This window comes from Halomicrobium katesii DSM 19301, assembly GCF_000379085.1.
GTDB lineage: Archaea > Halobacteriota > Halobacteria > Halobacteriales > Haloarculaceae > Halomicrobium > Halomicrobium katesii.
Genome location: NZ_KB905378.1, coordinates 2,561,833 through 2,578,528 on the forward strand (window position 1 = coordinate 2,561,833; position 16,696 = coordinate 2,578,528).

A 16,696-nucleotide genomic window follows, 5' to 3' on the forward strand; every position below is an offset into this window, starting at 1 on the left:
ATTATCAGGTTCTGTATTCGGGAGCTGTGGCGGGTTCCAGACGCCTCGAATGTAGCTGCAACGCGGGACGTAGCTGGTCGAGACGCCCCCGACGAACGCCGGCAACAGCGGACTTCGCGCCCTATTTCAGACACTGATAGCTCGAATGGCGGCGGGACTCCGGACGACGACACCGGAGGTCTAGCCGACGATACCGGCGGCCCACCGACGCGTTACTCGCCGGCCGTCGGTCGCCGTCGTCACTCCGCGAAGAAAGCGGCGACACGACGCGATCGCGGTCCGTCTGGTCAGTCCTCGCAGCAGCCGCCGGCCTTCTCGCCGAAGTCGACGACGAGCCGCTCGGAGACGACTTCGTTGAGTTCCTGCAGACGCAGTTCGAGTTCGCTCTGCAGTTCGAGGTACTCGCTCATCACCGGCAGGTCGTGGAGCTCCTCCTGTGCGGCCTGGAGCTCTCTGAGCGCTTCCTGGTCGGCCTGTCCGGTCTGGCGTGCGAGCATGAACTCCTCGCGGATAGACTCGAACTCCTCGATTTTCTCCTGGGCCTGTTCGTCGTTCTCGACGGCCGCTTTGGCTTCGGCGAAGCGCTGGTACACCGGTAGCTGTGTGATCGCGTCGCCGAACTCGGCGGCGATCTCTTCGACGTGGCTGTCGACGGCCGAATCGGAGCTCTCGGACTCGATACTCATCTCTCGGTCCTTGGTGCTGGCCGCCTAAAGAGTTGCCGAACCGCCACCAGGGGAGCAGGCTTTTTAGGGTAGAACGGTAAGTCAGTGTATGGCATTGACACTCGTCGGTGGCGCGATGCTCGCTGTTCTGGCCTTCGGATTCGTCGCGTTCGGTGACCGGATCGCGGATCGACTGGCGTCGGTCGACGACGCCACACAGGAGCTTCTCCTCGACGAGTCCTGATACGCCGCTGTCCGTCTGTCGCACGTCTCGCCACCACGAGCGGCGAACGCGGCGACGAACGGACAGCGAGTCGTCCGCGATTGGGACAGTGTCCGTCCGGTCGGCGACACCGTCTGGAAGCACGCTTGTTATACGCGCCGAGGCGCTACCCCGGTCCAATGAGTCAGGACCGCAGCGAGGGGGATCTCCGGGCAACTGGGCTCGCTCTCAAGCACGACCGCGAGTGGGACTACGAACTCGACCGCATCGTCGAGGAAGTCGCCGACCGCGACGCAGAGACCGTCGGCCTCCAGTTCCCGGAAGGGCTGAAGCGCCGCGGACCGGCCGTCGCCGACGACCTCCGGGACGAACTGCCAGACGACACGCAGGTGATGATCTCGGGCCAGCCCTGTTACGGTGCCTGCGACCTGGACACGTACCTGATGCGCCGGACCGACGTGTTCGTTCACTTCGGCCACTCCCCGATGAAGGAGTCGGACAAGATCATCTACGTGCCGCTGTTCTCGAACGTCGACGTGTTCCCGATCATGGAGCAGGCCCTCGAATCGGAGCTTCCCGCCCCCGACGAGGACCCCGAGGTCGGGCTCGTGACGACGGCCCAGCACATGAACAAGTTCGACGAGATGCGCGGCTGGCTCGAAGAACGCGACTACGAGGTCCACACCCGCAAGGGCGACGAGCGACTGACCCACGAGGGACAGGTGCTCGGGTGCAACTACGCCAGCGCCGAGGTCGACGCCGACCAGATCCTCTACGTCGGCGGCGGCAAGTTCCACCCGCTCGGGCTGGCGATGGAACACCCCGACAAGAAGGTCGTCATCGCCGACCCGGTCAACAACGCCGTCCACGTCGCCGACACGGAGAAGTTCATGAAACAGCGCTACGCCGCGGTCCACAAGGCGATGGACGCCGAGCGGTGGGGCGTCATCTTCTGTACGAAGATCGGACAGGGTCGCTGGGACCAGGCGACCGAGATCGTCGAGAACAACGACGACGCCTACCTCATCACGATGGACGAGGTGACGCCGGACCGCCTGACGAACTTCGGGATGGATGCCTACGTCAACACGGGGTGTCCGCGGATCACGACCGACGACGGCCCGCAGTTCAAGAAGCCGATGCTGACGCCCCAAGAGTACCGCATCGCAATCGGCGAGGAGGACCTGGAGGAACTCGCCTTCGACACCTTCCACGGCACCTGGTGACGCCGTCGGCCGCGCGTTCGTGACGATCGCGGTGGCCAGGGCTCGGCCGCCAGAGGATTGAAGCGGTGTCGTGCCCACTAGCTGGCATGGACTCCGAGGGCGGTGACGACACGGCCGACGCGTCGACGGGTCACCTCGAAGCGCTACAGGACCTCACGTCGGCGATGGCCGACGGGGACGGGGCCGTCGAAGAGCGCATCGAGCGCGTCCTCGAAGTCGGCTGCGAGCACCTCGGGTACCCGAGTGGATACCTCTCGGCGGTCACCGGCGACAGGTACGAGATCGCCGTCGCGGCCGGCGAACACGCGGCCGACGCCGTCGGCGACACGTCGCCACTCGCCGAGACGTACTGCCGACACACGCTATCAGATAGCGGTCTGTACACGATTCTCGATGTCAGTGAGAGCGCGCCGGACGATCCGGCCTACGACAGGTGGGGCCTGGAGACGTACGTCGGCGTCCCGATCGAGGTCGACAGCGAGACCTACGGGACCCTCTGTTTCGGGGACCCGTCGGACCCGAGGTCGACGCTGGATCCCTGGCAGGGAGTGCTCCTCGACACGCTTCGTCGGTGGGTCGAGTCGGAACTGGAACGCGAGCAGATCGCGTCGCTGCGGGACCGCAACGAGCGACTCCTCGAAGCGACGTTCGACTCGCCGAACGTCTTCGTCGGGATCCTCGAACCGGACGGAACGTTGCTGCGTGCAAACGAGACGGCGCTTTCCTTCGCCGGGGTCGACGTCGACGACGTGCGTGGCCATCCCTTCCCGGAGACGCCCTGGTGGAACCACGACGACGAACAGCGTGCGAAGTGCCGCGACGCGATCGAGCGGGCCGAGAGCGGCGAGACCGTCGAGTTCGAGGGCACACACGTCGGGGCCGACGGCACTCGCATCAAGACGGCCGTCACGGTTCGGCCGGTGTACGACGACGGAGCCGTCTCGGAGATCGTCGCGGAGGGGCTGGACATCACCGACCTGCAAAACCGGAAAGAACAGATGGACTTCTTCAACGGGATCCTCCGACACGACATTCTCAACGGGATGAACGTCGTCCGTGCGCGGGCCGAGCGACTCGAAGCCGAGCTCGACGGGGAACTCAACGACCACGCACAGACGATCCTGGAGTGGAGCGACGACATCGTCGAGCTGACCCAGAAGGTCCGCTCGGTGCTGTCGACACTGTCCGAAGACGGTCTGACAGACCCGGAGCCGGTCGATCTGCGAGCGATGCTCGAAGCGGCGGCGAGCCGGCCGACGAGCGCGGACCAGCACTGCTCGGTGTCGATCGACGTGCCGGCCGTGACCGTCGCTGGCGACGAGCTCCTCGACGACGTGTTCGCCAACGTCATGCTCAACGCCGTCGAGCACACCGACTCGTCGCCGTCGATCGAGGTGACCGCGACCGAGGCCGCGGAGACGGTACGGGTCCGCATCGCGGACGACGGTCCGGGGATCCCGCCCGAGCGGCGACCGTCGGTGTTCGAACGCGGTGCCCGGCGAAGCGGGTCGAGTGGCACCGGATTCGGGCTGTACTTCGTGGACGTGATGGTCGACTCCTACGGCGGTTCGGTCTGGATCGAAGAGAGCGACCGGGGCGGCACCGCCGTCGTGATCGAGTTGCCCCGTGCCGGATAGCCCACCAGTATATATTTGAGTCCGCGCAGTCGACTGGTCAACAATGGCCGATCGAGACGACGTGTGCGTTCTCATCCCGACGTACAACGAAGCGGCGACGATCGGCGATGTCGTCGCGTCGTTCGTCGGACAGGGGTTCGAACACGTGCTCGTGATCGACGGCGATTCCGACGACGGCACGCGCGAACTCGCCGCCGACGCCGGCGCGAGGGTCGTCGAGCAATCCGGCACCGGACGGGGATCGGGCAAGGGGCAAGCGGTCCGCGAGGCCCTGAATCGCCACGTCGAACAGCCCTACGTCCTCATGCTCGACGGCGACGCCACCTACCGGCCCGACGAGGCCGACCGGCTGCTGGAGCCGCTGCTCGACGGGCGCGCGGAGCACGTCATCGGGAACCGCTTCGCAGAGATGGAGTCCGGAGCGATGACCCGGCTGAACCAGATCGGCAACGGGATCATCAACACGGCGTTCTCGGTGATCCACGGCCGGGATCTGACGGACATCCTCTCGGGCTACCGCGCGTTCACCCTGGAGTCGGTCAGGCAGTTCGACCTGACCGCCGACGGGTTCGGAATCGAGACGGAGCTGGCCGTCGAGTGCGTCAAACAGGGGGTCTCGACGGCGGTCGTACCGATCACCTACCAGACCCGCCCGAACGACTCGGAGACGAATCTGGACCCGTTCAGCGACGGTGCAGTGATCATCCTGACGCTGTACCGGATGGCCAAGACCAACAATCCCCTGTTCTACTTCGGGAGCGTCGGCGTGGCGAGCGCACTCGTCGGGGTAGTGCTGGCGATCTACGTCGCCTACGAGTGGTTCGTCGTCGGCGTCTCTCACGAGGTGATCGCGCTCGTCGCCGCCTCGGGGCTGCTCTTTGGCATCCAGTTGCTCATGTTCGGCGTCCTCTCGGACATGATCGTCGCACTGAATCGCGAGCAGACCCGACGGCTGAGCGAGATCGCGCGCCAGGTCGGTAACGAATCGACCGCGGCCGACGCCGTCGGCGACGACACGGAGCCCAGCGCGGAGGGAGAATCGGACGGGGAGCGGGCCAGTTCGACCAGTCGTCCCTAGAAGGGGACCAGCGCCCGAAGCTGCGAGAGGAGACTGTTGCTCGTGGCTTCGCGTCGGGCCTCGAACACCGGGTGGAGGGTGTTGAGCAGTTCCTGCTCGTTCTCGAAGGTCGTCTTCGGTACCTGTTCGAGCGCCTCCGCGACCGTGATCGAGTGGCCCGTGGCGTCGAAAGGGACCTCGCGGTGCCCGATCTCGGACCGGAGCGTCTGTTTGTCGGTCGGGTACTCGATATCGGCGTCGCTCAGTGTTCCGTCGAGCGCGGCGATACCGAACTCGATCGCGTCCGGTTCGTCGCCGTTGTCGTCTGCCGGTGGCCGGACTCCCATCGAGTCGACAGTGGTACTTGCAGGTGGAAAAAGCTACGCTGTCGGACCGTTATCGTGTCATACTGTTTACCTGAGGAGCGTCCCGGCGATCGTCGCTACGAGAGAGAGGACTACCGGGAAACCGCTACAAAAGCCGTCTCACTGCGTCTCGATCTCCGGCGTCGCGACGGCGTCGTCGAGCCACTCGTCGGCCCAGTCGCCGATCTTCTCGAACACCGGTGCGAGCGCCTCGCCCTTCTCGGTCAGCGTGTAGTAGGTCGCGACCGGCGCGGCCTCCTCGACGCGACGGTCGACGAAGGCGCGGTCCTGCAGGTCGTCGAGGACCCGCGAGAGCGTGCGGGAACTGGTGCCGGTCTCTCGCTTGAGTTCGTTGAACCGCTGTTCGCCGTCGAGCAGTTCGTACAGCACCGCCAGTCGCCACTTCGATCCGATCAGGTCGAAGGACTCGACGACCTGGCAGGTCTCGTCTGGCTCCGGGGAAAACGTGGATGACATCTGTTGGCTCTCACCCTCCCGTTGTCGCCAGCGAAATATATAGGTTCGGTTCCGAACCAGGTAACAGAGTGATACCCGATTTCTGATACGGAAAGTTGTAGGTCTTTACCAGATCGACCGCATGCCGTCGTGCGGTTGACTGGGTAAATGTCTACAACCGTCCGTATGAGTCCGACCCGTCGCCGCCAAGGATAAGCCACAGCCGTCCCATGATCGGGACATGCTACCGGGCCCGATGGATGCGATTCCGTCGTGGCTGCCCCTCAGGACGCTGACCGTCCTCCTCGCCGCCGCGGTCTCGCTGGGGGTCGCGCTCGTCGCCAGCGACCGCACGGATCGGCGACTCGGCGCGCTCCGTCGGCGTCTGTTGCTCGGCGTTCCGTGGGGCACCGCGCTCACGATCGGCGCGGTCGCGCTCGTCTACCTGTTCGTCCAGGGCGGCATCGAGGACCCCAGAGATCCGCTGGTGATCCCGTTTCGATCCTGGTCGTATCGCTACCCGCTGGGCATGGTGACGGCGGCGTTCACACACTCCAGTCTCGGGCACGTGACGGGCAACCTCGTGGCGACGGCGGCGTTCGGCTCCGTCGCCGAGTACGCCTGGGGCCACTACCCCCGAAAGCGAGGCGCTCACTCGTTCGGATCGGCGCTGACGAACCCGTTCGTCCGGATCCTGATCGTTCCCGCCGGGGCGCTCGTCGTCGGGCTGTTCACGTCGCTGTTCGCACTGGGACCGGTCGTCGGGTTCTCCGGGGTCGTCTTCGCCATCGCGGGCTTCGCCCTCGTCCAGCGCCCGCTGACGGCACTGCTGGCCCTGCTGGCCGATCAGGTCCTCGGATTCCTCGTCGTCGCGGTCCAGACTCCCCGCGTCGTCGCCGTGCCGCGTCCCCGGGTCGTCACGCCGTGGTGGGCCAGCATCGCGATCCAGGGCCACGCCATCGGGCTCTTCGCCGGCATCCTGCTCGGGTTCGGCCTGCTGTACTACCAGGACCGCTGGCCCGACCCGACGCGGCTGTGGTTCGGGCTCCTCGTGTTCGCGGAGTTCCAGGGACTGTGGGCGCTGTACGTCCCGGAAGGCAACGGCCGATTCGTCCTGTTCCGGTGGCTCGGCGCGGCGGTCGTCTTCGTGCTGGCGGCGGTCGTGATCCTCGGGGCGCTGAACGCGGACCGGCGGGCCGGGTCGCGACTCGACTGGCTCGTCGAGCGCCGGCTGCCCGAATCGACGGCAGGGGTCCACACTGTGGGGCTGGCCGTCGTCCTCGTCCTCTTGCTCGGACTGAGCGGCGCGGCGATCCCGTACAACGTCGCGCCGATCGGCGACTCGCCGGCCCCACAGCCGACGGTCGAAGTCCGGGACTACACCGTCAGCTACGGCGAAGACGTGCCCGACGGCTACGTCCGGAGCGTCTCCCTACCGTTCGTCGACGATCCGACGGCGATCAACACCAGCGGCGTCGTCGTCACGAGCCAGCGACGACACGTCTGGCAGACGGTCGTCCTCGAATCCCAGCTCCGGAACCGCGGTTTCGCGACCGTCGAGGTCGGCGGCGTCGGCTGGCGGCGAAACGTCCACGTCAACCGCACGGGCTGGCGGCCGGCCGGCAACGACAGCGTCTACAAGGTGTCCCTCAGGCCGGCCGGCGACGAGCGGACGCGTGGCTACACGAGCGAGCCGCGCCGAGCCGACCCGGTCGTCGCCGGCCGGAACGTCACGCTGGTCCCGACCGACGAGGGGTTCGCCTTCGAGGTGTCCAGAGAGGGCCGTGCGCTCGCCACCGCGTCGGTGCCCGGCCGGAACCGGACGACAACCGCTGGAGGGCTCACCTTCCGGCGCAACGGCTCGCAGGTGTTCGCGAGCGTCGAGGGGACACGCGTCACGATCGCGACCCGCGAGGCGGCGTAGAAGGCGGCTACCAGTCGATCCGATACACTTCCGCGGTGACGGCTCGCGACTCGTCCTCGTGGTGGTCGAACTGGCGCGGGATCTCGAACTCCGTCTGGTAGGAGTCGGTGACGGTGCCGCCGTTGTCCGCCGCGAACGAGCCGACGAACTCCTGGCTGCCCTCGTTGTGGATCGAGTAGGAAACGTCCGCGATCGCGGCCGTCGTCTCCAGGAAGGCCCGGTCGGCGTGTTCGTTGCCCGACTGGGCCCCGAACGGCGGGTTCATCACGACCGTCGTCCCGTCTCGATCCGGTCGCAGCGGCGCGTTCTCGGCGTCGCCCCGGACCCAGGAGACCGACGTGGCCGACGCGACCTTCCGCTCGTTGTCCCGAGCGGTCTGTAGCGGTGCCGGATCGACGTCGAGCCCGACGGTTCGCTCGGGGCCGCGCAGCGCCGCGCCCAGCGTCAGCATCCCGGTCCCACAGCCCAGGTCGACGATGGTGCGATCCTCGATGTCTCCCCGGAGGTCGGCGAGGTGGATCAGGTGGGCCGCAAGCTCCGGCGGCGTCCGATACTGTTCGAGCGGGGCTCGCGGATCGTCGAACCCCGCCACCACGCCGAGTTGCTGGGCCAGCGCTCGCTTGGTCGACATTGCCGACTACTACTGGAGAGACGTTCAAAAGGTTAGTGACTGGTCGGACGGTCCCAGCGCGACCCCGTCATTGCACCGTCGGCTTGCCCCGTGCGTGTTTGATCCAGCGGTCCATCTGTTGGTTGAGACACCAGAACAGGACGACCACCATCGCGACGAACGCGAGCAGCACCACGACCGCGAGCACGATCGGATTCTGGGCCGGCAAGCCAAGCAGCAGTATCAGCGACGCGACGAGCACCATCTCCAGTGCACACCTGATTCCGGCGAACAGGAACGGCGGATGTGGAACGTCCGACAGCTCGCCGCCAGATCCAGCCATAGCTACGGGTACGGTAAACCACTACCTCAAGCTTGTGTCCGTTTCGTCGACAGGTCTGAGACTCGCGACGGCCCCGGTCGGCCGTTCGCTCCACCGCCCAGAGCGCGAAACGTCGTCTGGCCGTGGGTTTATTCGACCGCCGCCGATAGTACGCCCATGGACGATCAGCAGACGCGTCGTGGCGTGCTGGGTTCGATGGCGGCGGCCGTCGGTGCCAGCGTCGCGGGCTGTCAGGCCCCCGCGCTGGACGCGACCGCCGGCTCCGAAGGGCAATCGGCCAGCGACGGCTACAACGCCGTCTACGAGCAGGTGGTCGACTCCGTCGCGACGGTCCGTACGTACACCGAGAACAGTCGCGGCGGTCAGGGGAGTGCGTTCGTCTACAGCGACGACTACCTCGTGACCAACGAACACGTCGTCGGTGACGCCGACGAGATCTACGTCCGCTACCGCGAGTCGGGCTGGATCGAGTCCGCCGTCGTCGCCGTCGACGCCTACAGCGATCTGGCCGTCATCGAGGTCACCGACAAACCGGCGAGTGCCACGCCGCTGCCCTTCGTCGAGGCCGATCCCGGCGTCGGGACGGAGGTGGTCGCCATCGGCAACCCCTTCGGGCTCTCGGGCTCGGTCTCGGCCGGGATCGTCAGCGGCGTCGACCGGACGCTCCCGGCGGCGAACGGCTTCTCGATCCCCGACGCCGTCCAGACCGACGCGGCGGTCAATCCGGGAAACAGCGGCGGCCCGCTGGTCACGCTCGACGGGACGGTCGTCGGCGTCATCAACTCCGGCGGGGGCGACAACATCGGCTTCGCCATCTCGGCGGCGCTCACCCGCAGGGTCGTCCCGTCGCTGATCGACTCCGGGGCCTACGACCACTCGTACCTCGGCGTCCGGCTGACCGATCTGACGCCGCCGATCGTCGAGGCAAACGACCTCCGGACGGCCGAGGGCGTCTACATCGACGAAGTCGTCACGGACGGACCCGCCGAGGGCGTCCTGGAGCCGTCGAACGGCGAAGAAGTCGTCAACGGCGTCAGAGCCGGCGTCGGCGGCGACGTGGTCGTGGCGATGGACGAGACCCCGACTCCCTCCCGGCAACACCTCTCCTCGTTTCTCGCACTGGAGACGACGCCGGGCGACACGATCGCCGTCGACGTACTCCGCGAGGGGTCCCGAGAGACGGTCGATCTCACGCTGGGCGAGCGACCGGAGAGATAGTCGTACGGACTCGTCGATCGTTCCCGAATCGACCGCACGACTGCGTGCGGTCGACCTGGCAAACGGCGACGATACTCCGTCTCAGTCGAGGCGTTCGGCGGCGTCCCGATCGACCAGCGGCGCGGCGTTTTGCTCGGGGAGCGTGACCACGTCGTCGGTCGAGAGGTCGTACTCGCGCTGGTCGATCCCGAAGATCTCGCCGACATCGTCCGTGATCCGGACGGTCGCGCGCTCGATCGTCGGCGTCGCCGGCTCGTCGCCGGTGTCGGGCGCGTCCGGCGAGGTCGGCCCCGCGTCGTCGGACGGGGGAGAGGGTACCGTGCCGCCGTCGGAGGCCGGTGACTGCTCGCCGGCCAGCGGGTCGTCCCGGCTGGCACCCCCCTCTGGCGGACCGTCCGGCGGCGCGTCGGGCGGCAGGTCGACGCTCTCGTCGCTGCCCATCAGGTCGGCCGCTTCGATCGTCGTCGGCTCGTCGCTCGACGAGGGGTCGGCGGCCGGCTCCGGCTCGGGTTCCGGCCTGGCGTCGTCGGGCTCGGACGACACCTCGTCCGCGGGGCTCTCGTCGGCTCCCGCGTCTTCGACGGCATCGGGCGTCACGTCGCCAGCGAGCACGTCGAAGACGTGATCGCGGTTGCTCTCGATGGCGCTGACCAGCGTCTCGAAGAGGTCCCGCTCCTCGCGGGTCAGCCCCTCCTCCTCGGCCGGCATGTCGGCGGCGGCCAGCGACGCCATCTTGACGATCTTGCCGACGCGGCGCTCGTAGATCGCTTCGACCGTCGACTCGGCGGTGTTGATGTCGTCGGTCAGGCGGTTGACTTCCGGGGCGTCGAAGGGGTCGTCGGCCCGATCGGCCACGCTGTCGCGCTCCTCGCGGAGCTGCTGGATGAACTCCCCCGCGTCGGCGTAGAACGACTCCCGCAGCTGCTGGAGGCTGTCGGTCTGGCGCTCGCGGGACTGGACTGACTGGAGTTCGTCGAGATTCATTCTGGGCCTTTCTCGGCGCGGCCGCGGGCCATCGCGAAGACGCCCACGTGCTCTGGATAGGTTCCAATGCCCGGTTCCAATGTAAAGCTGTCGCCACCGAGTTCGACCGGGCCGCCGTCAGTGACTTCGATCGTGATGTCGTGGCCGCGGAAGGTCTCCGGAACGGCGTCGACCAGCGGATCGAACTCGTCGATGTCGTCGCGCTCGATCCGCTGTACTTCGAGACCGCTGCCGCCGTGGAGGCTACCGGGCAGACGGATCAGGCGGTTCGTGTCCGTCGTCACCGGCTCGTCGATCGGGGCGTTGTCCATCGCGACGACCTCGGTCATCAGCGGCTTGGCGATCTGGAAGAAGGCCGGATGCACGTCGATGTTGCCGGCCGCGAGCCGGTCGTAGTTCTGGCGGGCCGCGCTGAGCGCCGCCGTCGCCTTCCCCTCGCCGATCCCCTCGTACTCCCTGAGGCGCTCGATCGCCGTCTCCTCGTCGCGTTCCAGCAGGTCGTCGACGACGCTCATCACGTGGCGGTGGGCCCGGCGGCTCCACCCGCCTTCGGTCGAGAGCGTCCGCTTCTGTGCCGGCGAAGATCGCCCCGCCGTTCCGGCCACGGTCTCCTCGTCGACGAGCTGTTCGAACTCCAGCCCGATCCCGCGGACGTAGTCGACGATCTCCCGGCGCGCGTCCCGTTCGAGCTGCTGGATGCCGGAGTCGCGCACGTGGACGTGGTACCCCCGCCCGCCGGAGAAGACGACGGTCAGGTCCTCGAAGCCGAAGTCGTTCTCCAGGAAGTCGAGCAGTCGGAGCAGCGCGTCCTTGCACTTTGCGAGCATCTGCGCGTAGCTGTCTTCGCCGAGTTCGACGGCGGGCAGGTGATCGGCGTCGAGGTCGAAGACGAGATCCGAGGACCGCCACTCCTTGGCGCTCATCGAGGAGGCGCTGGGGTCGCGGTACCGGCCCGCGGAGAAGTAGACGTGTTTGGGCCGCTTGCGCTGGAGGAACTCCCCAAGCTCGCCCAGATCCAGCAGCGAGCGGTGTCGGACCATCGTCTCGCTCGGCCCGTCGGTCCAGGGGATGAACCCCCACTCGCGCTCGTTGGCGTCCGGCGGCGGCGTGAACTCGCTGCGGCGATAGTGGTCGCCGAAGCGTCCCCGAAGGTACGCCTGCGTCCGCTCTTCCATCTGAACACGTCTTTGCGGACGGCCATCAAAGGAGTTGCGTTCGGTCCGCCAGTTGTGTCATCCACGGAGGAGCTTCGAGAGCTTCTCGCGGATCGAAGCGTCGCCGAGCTTGAGGTAGTAGGCGTCGCCGCCGTCCTCGTAGTAGTTGTCGATCTCGCGTCGGCGCTCGAACCCGAGGTGTTCGTAGAACGAGATCGCCGCCTGATTGGTCGCACGCGCGTGACAGGTGACGCTCCCGTAGTCCTCCGAGACGCGGGCGATGAGTCGCTTGCCGAACCCGTGGCCGCGGTACTCCTCGTCGACGGCCAGAAAGAGGATGTAGCCGTCACTGCGGACGGCCGCGAAGCCGATGAGGCGGTTTCGGGAGCCGTCGACGTAGAGGTAGACCCGAGATCGGCGGTAGGCGTCGCTGAAGAATCCGTGTCGCTGTCTGAGGACGCCGTCACGCTCCCGAATCCGCTCTTTGAGCTTCCAGGCGGCATCGACGTGATCGTCGTTCCCGCGATCGACGACCCGCGATTCGACGTTGACGCTCACTGTCCCCACTAGCCCCCAGGAAAGTATAATTTTACCGGTCGGGTTTTTGACATCGGGGCCACAGGACTCGGCCATTCCGTAGGGGTCAAGGTTAGGCGTCGCCGGCCCCAACAGTGTGTATGACGTTCTCGAAGGTCCCCCGCGTGGCACTTGCGCTGGTCGCGCTCGCGGCTATCGCTCGACCGGCCGCCGCGCACGTCGACTACGTGACCGATCCGACCGGTGATACGATCGACGCGATCGCGTTCGTTCGCGAGACACTGGCGGAGCCGGTCAACGCAGTGCTGTTCTTCGGTAGCGGTGCGATCGGCGTCGTAGGCCTGGCGCTGTATCTACGGTACCGCCCTCGTGTCCTCGATATCGAGATTCTCCGCGCCAAACTCGCGACCTACGAGGACCTGATCCCGTGGATGCTGCGCCTGAGCCTGGGGCTGCCCCTCGTCGGTGCGGGCTTTCAGGGGTACCTGTTCGCACCGACGGTGTCGTTCGATCCCGCCGCGAACCCGCTCTTGCGCCTCGCGCTGATCGGCGTCGGGTTCTGCATGCTCTTCGGCCTCGGAACGCGAATCGTGACCACCTTGGGGATGGGACTGTACGTGCTGGCACTGGCCGTCAGTCCCGACGCGCTGCTGGCACTGGAGTACGTCCCCGGTTTCGTCGCGCTGTTCGTCCTCGGCGGCGGTCGCCCCAGCGCCGACGACATCCTGCTGGACATCGCCTCGACGGAGGGATCGATCTACGGGCGCGTCGACCGGGTCCACCTGCTGAAAGCCTGGCTCGACGAGCTGACGGCCCCGTACCGCCGGTACGTCCCGACGGTGCTACGCGTCGGCCTGGGCGTCTCTTTCGTCTTCCTCGGCGTCACGCAGAAGCTCGGCGATCCGGCGCGATCGCTCGCAGTGGTCGAGAAGTACGACCTCACCGCCGTCGTCCCGGTCGATCCCGGTCTCTGGGTGCTCGGAGCGGGCGTGACCGAGGCCGTCGTCGGACTCGCGCTGATCGTCGGCCTGCTGACGCGAGCCAGCGCCGGGGTCGCATTCCTGCTCTTCACGACGACGCTGTTCGGCCTGCCGCAAGATCCCGTGCTAGCACACGTCACGCTGTTCGGGATGGCGTCGGCACTGGTGACGCTCGGGAGCGGTCCGCTGTCACTGGACCGGCTGCTCGGCGAGGAGCCGGCGGGCGACGCTGAGGGGGTGTCGGCGGCGGACTATAGTAGCCATTGAAAATCAATGCACACCTGATCGCACGACTGCAGTGCGATCGGTGTGTAAATCGTTTCAATTGTTACTATAGCGCTGGGTCCAGAACGGAGTCGTCACTCCGACGACCACTCGTCGAGCGTGGTCCGGTTGCCCTCGTAGACGTACTGCACCTCGATCTCCGTCGAAGAGGTGACCGGCGTGCCGAAGGCGTTGTTCTCGCTGAGCTGGACGATGTCGCCCGGACCGACAGTCGTCGTCTCGTTGGTCTCCGCCGCTGCCGCCCAGGTCGTGTCCTGGTCGGCACCGACGAAGTGGATCTTTCCGGCTTCGAGTTCGTCGCCGCGGTCGTGGGTCACGATGAGCGTGTTGCTCTGCTCGACGTGATCGTAGGTGAAGTTCGCCGACGGCGGGCCGGTCTCCTGACTGTCTACGACGAGGACGTTCAGTCCGACCGAGGCGGTCACGACGACGGTGATGCCGACCAGAATCGCGACGCTCGTGCTCTCGGAGATCGCTCGCTCGTCCAGCGACGACCCGATCGACACCATAGCCAGTGGATGGTGCGCGTCCGCGGTTAAATATGATTCGGCGATGGGGAAAGCCCTTGGTGGCGGGGGTCCGAGCCACGAGTATGATCGACGAGACCGTCGAGGAGATTTCCGAGATGCAGACCCACAGCTCCTCCGTCGTCGCCGTGAAAGCAGCGAGAGCGCTGTCGGCACTCGCCGACCGCGAGTTCCCGACCACCGAGGAGTACGTCCGGGCGCTGGAGCGAAACAGCAGCGCACTTCGACGCGCGAACCCGTCGCACGCGTCGTTGCACACGACCCAGCGGGCGATCGTCGAGCGCGTCTCCGGGGCGGACCTCGACAGCGTCGCGGACGCGAAAGCCGAGACCGAAGCCGCGATTCAGGCCGTCGTCGAGCAGGTCGAGGCCGGCAAAGAACGGGCCGCAAAGCGGTGTGGCGACCGCCTCGATCCGACGGCGACGCTCCTCACGCACGACTACTCCGCGACCGTGATCGAGAGTGTCGAGCGTGTGATCGAGACCGCCGACGGGGAAGTCGACATGACGGTGTACGTCACGGAAGCACGCCCCCGATATCTCGGTCGCAAGCTGGCTCGATCGATGGCGGGGATCGACGGCGTCGACGTGCGCCTGATCGTCGACAGCGCCGCCGCCCACTATCTCTCGGAGTGTGATCGCGTGCTCGTGGGCATGGACTGCATCGTCGACGACACCCTGTACAACCGCGTCGGGACGTACCCGATCGCGGCGGCCGCCGCCGATCAGGGCGTTCCGGTGACCGTCGTCGGATCGGAGTCGAAACTGATCGACGGCGGCTTCGCGTTCGAAAACGAGTTCCGGTCGGTCTCGGAGGTGATGCGAGAGCCGGCGGAAGGGTTCTCGATCGAGAACCCGGCCTACGACGCGACGCCGACGCGTCTCCTCGACAACGTCGTCACGGACGAACGCGTCGTGGAATACGACGAGTGATGCCGACGGCCGTCAGTTCGCAGGGGGCGTCACCACCCGGGTCGGAGAGATCGGTCACAGTCGTCGGTGACAGTCAGTGAACTCCGATCCCAGGAGAGAGTGCGACGGGTGTGAATCACTTCGGTCGTCACTGTAGACGCCCGGCAAAACGAGACGAACTACCGCGTCGCGACCGTCGAACGGCAGTCCGGGCAGACGAGTTCGCGCTCGTCGGCCGTGGCGCGGACGATCCAGTTTCCGTCGGCGGAACTCTCGAATTCGCAGGTCGGACAGAAGAGCAACGACTTCCGGCGACCGGTCGTCGGTGGCGGTGCCTCTGCACTCGCTGCAGTGCAGCGTGAGTCGATACTGGTCATCGACTGTGCCTAGCTGGTGGACGGTCAAATACCTGTTGGCTAATTGTTTAATTGTTCCTGTAGTACGGTGTTGTACCGCGATAACGCCTGTCGTGGTCGGGCGCTACGCAACCCTTTTGTCCGGAGACGCGGATTGGACGAGCATGACGACGGGTGGCGTCTCGGGGGCCCAGAGCGGGACGGCGACGCCGACAGCCTCGCCGACCGGGACGCTCGAATCGCCGGTGCCCTACGAGATGTTTCCGGGGGTGCCCGACTGGATACTGGATCTGGGTGCGGTGGTCGCCGTCCTCGTGGTGGCGTACTTCGCCTCGCGGCTCGTCGTGCTCGTGTTCGGTCGACGCATCGCGCGTCGGTTCCAGCGGCCGAGTCTGACCCGGACCGCGATCAGAGGGATCCGGGGCGCGGTGTTCCTGATCGCTCTCCTGTCGATCCTCCGCATCTACGGGCTCAAGCTGAGTGACATCTCGCTGTCGGTCGCCGTGTTCTCTGCCGTGGTCGGTGTGGTGATCGCACCGGTCGTCGGTTCGATCGTCAGCGGCGTCTTCCTGCTCGCGGACCAGCCCTACGAGATCGGTGACATGATCGAACTCGCCGACACCGATACGCGGGGCTTCGTCGAGGACATCACGCTCCGATACACGAAGATATTCACGCTAGACAACACGTTCATCGTCATTCCGAACGGGACGATCCGGGAGCGAGACGTGGTCAACTACTCCGCAGAGGACCCCCGAACGCGCCTGCGACTCGACATCACGGTGACCTACGAGGGCGACCTCGACGAGGCCAGGCGGATCGTCGAGCGCTCGGCCCGACAGGTCGACGCCGTCATCGAGGGCGGGCCGGACATCCGCGTCGGTGCGGCCAGATACCCCGCCGCGCCGACGTGTTACATCAACAGCTTCGCCGACCACGGCATCCAGCTCACGCTGCGATACTGGGTCGTGGAGCCCTACAAGCTGCTCGCGACCCGCTCGAAGGTCCAGACGAACGTCTGGGCCGCGCTGGAAGACGCCGACGTGGAGATCGCCTACCCCCACTCGCATCTGCACTTCGACGACACTAGCGGCCAGATGCGGGTCGCGATGGAGGAGGGAGCGCCCGACGGCCCGTCGCCCGATCCCGACCGCGACGGTCCGGCGTGACGGCGACGACGATCCCCACGAGAGGACACTAAAAAGGCGACCCGAATAGATTCGCGCTCGTTCCTCGCC

The 16,696-nt window shown here is 66.6% G+C and carries 19 protein-coding genes; 9 read left to right on the top strand and 10 right to left on the bottom strand.

Annotated elements, in window-relative coordinates; genetic code table 11:
• Positions 1-287: 287 nt before the first annotated feature.
• Positions 288-686, bottom strand: coding sequence for a YlbF/YmcA family competence regulator (locus HALKA_RS0113460; RefSeq protein ID WP_018258484.1), 399 nt, complete (start codon positions 684-686; stop codon positions 288-290).
• An 88-nt stretch (positions 687-774) separates the two neighbouring features.
• On the opposite strand from HALKA_RS0113460, the gene HALKA_RS22175 reads away from it, so the two are divergent.
• The 4 genes from HALKA_RS22175 to aglJ all read left to right on the top strand — a co-directional run bounded on the left by HALKA_RS22175 (position 775) and on the right by aglJ (position 4,829).
• Positions 775-909: a hypothetical protein gene (locus HALKA_RS22175; protein ID WP_015763443.1), complete on the top strand. Its 135-nt coding sequence runs from the start codon at positions 775-777 to the stop codon at positions 907-909.
• Between the two features lie 158 nt (positions 910-1,067).
• Positions 1,068-2,114 (top strand): diphthamide biosynthesis enzyme Dph2, encoded by a 1,047-nt coding sequence (gene dph2, locus HALKA_RS0113470; RefSeq protein WP_018258485.1) that lies wholly within the window; start codon positions 1,068-1,070, stop codon positions 2,112-2,114.
• An 86-nt stretch (positions 2,115-2,200) separates the two neighbouring features.
• Positions 2,201-3,751 carry an ATP-binding protein gene (locus tag HALKA_RS0113475; RefSeq protein ID WP_018258486.1) on the top strand — a complete coding sequence of 517 codons (1,551 nt, stop codon included), beginning with the start codon at positions 2,201-2,203 and terminating at the stop codon, positions 3,749-3,751.
• Between the two features lie 43 nt (positions 3,752-3,794).
• Positions 3,795-4,829 (top strand): S-layer glycoprotein N-glycosyltransferase AglJ, encoded by a 1,035-nt coding sequence (gene aglJ, locus HALKA_RS0113480; protein WP_018258487.1) that lies wholly within the window; start codon positions 3,795-3,797, stop codon positions 4,827-4,829.
• On the opposite strand, the gene HALKA_RS0113485 is transcribed toward aglJ, so the two are convergent.
• Together HALKA_RS0113485 and HALKA_RS0113490 are read right to left on the bottom strand one after the other, a co-directional pair.
• Positions 4,826-5,155, bottom strand: coding sequence for a DUF5789 family protein (locus HALKA_RS0113485; RefSeq protein ID WP_018258488.1), 330 nt, complete (start codon positions 5,153-5,155; stop codon positions 4,826-4,828). The genes aglJ and HALKA_RS0113485 overlap by 4 nt on opposite strands.
• Positions 5,156-5,293: 138 nt before the next feature.
• Entirely contained in the window at positions 5,294-5,650 is a 357-nt protein-coding gene (locus HALKA_RS0113490) for a winged helix-turn-helix transcriptional regulator (RefSeq protein ID WP_018258489.1), read from the bottom strand.
• A 220-nt stretch (positions 5,651-5,870) separates the two neighbouring features.
• Here HALKA_RS0113490 and HALKA_RS0113495 point away from each other — a divergent pair, with 220 nt between their 5' ends.
• Positions 5,871-7,553 carry a rhomboid family intramembrane serine protease gene (locus HALKA_RS0113495; protein ID WP_044956543.1) on the top strand — a complete coding sequence of 561 codons (1,683 nt, stop codon included), beginning with the start codon at positions 5,871-5,873 and terminating at the stop codon, positions 7,551-7,553.
• A 7-nt stretch (positions 7,554-7,560) separates the two neighbouring features.
• Here the strand turns inward: HALKA_RS0113495 and HALKA_RS0113500 are convergent, their stop codons facing one another.
• Together HALKA_RS0113500 and HALKA_RS0113505 are read right to left on the bottom strand one after the other, a co-directional pair.
• Positions 7,561-8,184, bottom strand: a complete 624-nt coding sequence (locus HALKA_RS0113500) for an METTL5 family protein (protein WP_018258491.1) — start codon at positions 8,182-8,184, stop codon at positions 7,561-7,563.
• 67 nt (positions 8,185-8,251) lie between these two features.
• The gene (locus tag HALKA_RS0113505) at positions 8,252-8,506 is read right to left on the bottom strand and encodes a hypothetical protein (protein ID WP_018258492.1); all 255 of its coding nucleotides are present in this window, start codon (positions 8,504-8,506) and stop codon (positions 8,252-8,254) included.
• Positions 8,507-8,662: 156 nt separating this feature from the next.
• Here HALKA_RS0113505 and HALKA_RS0113510 point away from each other — a divergent pair, with 156 nt between their 5' ends.
• On the top strand, positions 8,663-9,724 hold the full coding sequence (locus HALKA_RS0113510) for a S1C family serine protease (protein ID WP_018258493.1): 1,062 nt from the start codon (positions 8,663-8,665) through the stop codon (positions 9,722-9,724).
• A gap of 81 nt (positions 9,725-9,805) precedes the next feature.
• Here HALKA_RS0113510 and HALKA_RS0113515 read toward each other — a convergent pair whose 3' ends face one another.
• From HALKA_RS0113515 to HALKA_RS0113525, 3 genes are read right to left on the bottom strand one after another with little or no spacing between them, the layout of a single operon-like run.
• Positions 9,806-10,708, bottom strand: a complete 903-nt coding sequence (locus HALKA_RS0113515) for a DNA replication complex subunit Gins51 (protein WP_018258494.1) — start codon at positions 10,706-10,708, stop codon at positions 9,806-9,808.
• Entirely contained in the window at positions 10,705-11,883 is a 1,179-nt protein-coding gene (gene priS, locus HALKA_RS0113520; protein ID WP_018258495.1) for a DNA primase small subunit PriS, read from the bottom strand. Before priS ends, HALKA_RS0113515 begins: the two co-directional genes overlap by 4 nt.
• A gap of 57 nt (positions 11,884-11,940) precedes the next feature.
• A complete protein-coding gene (locus HALKA_RS0113525) occupies positions 11,941-12,420 on the bottom strand; it encodes a GNAT family N-acetyltransferase (protein WP_018258496.1) in 480 nt (159 codons plus the stop codon).
• 119 nt (positions 12,421-12,539) lie between these two features.
• Here HALKA_RS0113525 and HALKA_RS0113530 point away from each other — a divergent pair, with 119 nt between their 5' ends.
• Positions 12,540-13,646: a DoxX family protein gene (locus HALKA_RS0113530; RefSeq protein ID WP_018258497.1), complete on the top strand. Its 1,107-nt coding sequence runs from the start codon at positions 12,540-12,542 to the stop codon at positions 13,644-13,646.
• 92 nt (positions 13,647-13,738) lie between these two features.
• On the opposite strand, the gene HALKA_RS0113535 is transcribed toward HALKA_RS0113530, so the two are convergent.
• Entirely contained in the window at positions 13,739-14,173 is a 435-nt protein-coding gene (locus tag HALKA_RS0113535; protein WP_018258498.1) for a type IV pilin domain-containing protein, read from the bottom strand.
• A gap of 83 nt (positions 14,174-14,256) precedes the next feature.
• On the opposite strand from HALKA_RS0113535, the gene HALKA_RS0113540 reads away from it, so the two are divergent.
• The gene (locus HALKA_RS0113540; protein ID WP_026190317.1) at positions 14,257-15,123 is read left to right on the top strand and encodes an eIF2B alpha/beta/delta subunit family protein; all 867 of its coding nucleotides are present in this window, start codon (positions 14,257-14,259) and stop codon (positions 15,121-15,123) included.
• Between the two features lie 158 nt (positions 15,124-15,281).
• Here HALKA_RS0113540 and HALKA_RS0113545 read toward each other — a convergent pair whose 3' ends face one another.
• Positions 15,282-15,479: a DUF8106 domain-containing protein gene (locus HALKA_RS0113545; protein ID WP_015763426.1), complete on the bottom strand. Its 198-nt coding sequence runs from the start codon at positions 15,477-15,479 to the stop codon at positions 15,282-15,284.
• 143 nt (positions 15,480-15,622) lie between these two features.
• On the opposite strand from HALKA_RS0113545, the gene HALKA_RS0113550 reads away from it, so the two are divergent.
• Entirely contained in the window at positions 15,623-16,627 is a 1,005-nt protein-coding gene (locus tag HALKA_RS0113550; RefSeq protein WP_018258500.1) for a mechanosensitive ion channel family protein, read from the top strand.
• Positions 16,628-16,696: the final 69 nt, after the last annotated feature.

What these genes read in the sequence shown, in the direction of transcription:
- HALKA_RS0113505 (WP_018258492.1), bottom strand. Translation starts at nt 8,506, where the DNA reads ATGGCTGGATCTGGCGGCGAGCTGTCGGACGTTCCACATCCGCCGTTC.
- dph2 (WP_018258485.1), top strand. Translation starts at nt 1,068, where the DNA reads ATGAGTCAGGACCGCAGCGAGGGGGATCTCCGGGCAACTGGGCTCGCT.
- HALKA_RS0113530 (WP_018258497.1), top strand. Translation starts at nt 12,540, where the DNA reads ATGACGTTCTCGAAGGTCCCCCGCGTGGCACTTGCGCTGGTCGCGCTC.
- HALKA_RS0113490 (WP_018258489.1), bottom strand. Translation starts at nt 5,650, where the DNA reads ATGTCATCCACGTTTTCCCCGGAGCCAGACGAGACCTGCCAGGTCGTC.
- HALKA_RS0113535 (WP_018258498.1), bottom strand. Translation starts at nt 14,173, where the DNA reads ATGGTGTCGATCGGGTCGTCGCTGGACGAGCGAGCGATCTCCGAGAGC.
- HALKA_RS0113485 (WP_018258488.1), bottom strand. Translation starts at nt 5,155, where the DNA reads ATGGGAGTCCGGCCACCGGCAGACGACAACGGCGACGAACCGGACGCG.
- HALKA_RS0113510 (WP_018258493.1), top strand. Translation starts at nt 8,663, where the DNA reads ATGGACGATCAGCAGACGCGTCGTGGCGTGCTGGGTTCGATGGCGGCG.
- HALKA_RS0113495 (WP_044956543.1), top strand. Translation starts at nt 5,871, where the DNA reads ATGCTACCGGGCCCGATGGATGCGATTCCGTCGTGGCTGCCCCTCAGG.
- HALKA_RS22175 (WP_015763443.1), top strand. Translation starts at nt 775, where the DNA reads ATGGCATTGACACTCGTCGGTGGCGCGATGCTCGCTGTTCTGGCCTTC.
- HALKA_RS0113515 (WP_018258494.1), bottom strand. Translation starts at nt 10,708, where the DNA reads ATGAATCTCGACGAACTCCAGTCAGTCCAGTCCCGCGAGCGCCAGACC.
- aglJ (WP_018258487.1), top strand. Translation starts at nt 3,795, where the DNA reads ATGGCCGATCGAGACGACGTGTGCGTTCTCATCCCGACGTACAACGAA.
- priS (WP_018258495.1), bottom strand. Translation starts at nt 11,883, where the DNA reads ATGGAAGAGCGGACGCAGGCGTACCTTCGGGGACGCTTCGGCGACCAC.
- HALKA_RS0113545 (WP_015763426.1), bottom strand. Translation starts at nt 15,479, where the DNA reads ATGACCAGTATCGACTCACGCTGCACTGCAGCGAGTGCAGAGGCACCG.
- HALKA_RS0113475 (WP_018258486.1), top strand. Translation starts at nt 2,201, where the DNA reads ATGGACTCCGAGGGCGGTGACGACACGGCCGACGCGTCGACGGGTCAC.
- HALKA_RS0113500 (WP_018258491.1), bottom strand. Translation starts at nt 8,184, where the DNA reads ATGTCGACCAAGCGAGCGCTGGCCCAGCAACTCGGCGTGGTGGCGGGG.
- HALKA_RS0113460 (WP_018258484.1), bottom strand. Translation starts at nt 686, where the DNA reads ATGAGTATCGAGTCCGAGAGCTCCGATTCGGCCGTCGACAGCCACGTC.
- HALKA_RS0113540 (WP_026190317.1), top strand. Translation starts at nt 14,257, where the DNA reads ATGATCGACGAGACCGTCGAGGAGATTTCCGAGATGCAGACCCACAGC.
- HALKA_RS0113550 (WP_018258500.1), top strand. Translation starts at nt 15,623, where the DNA reads ATGACGACGGGTGGCGTCTCGGGGGCCCAGAGCGGGACGGCGACGCCG.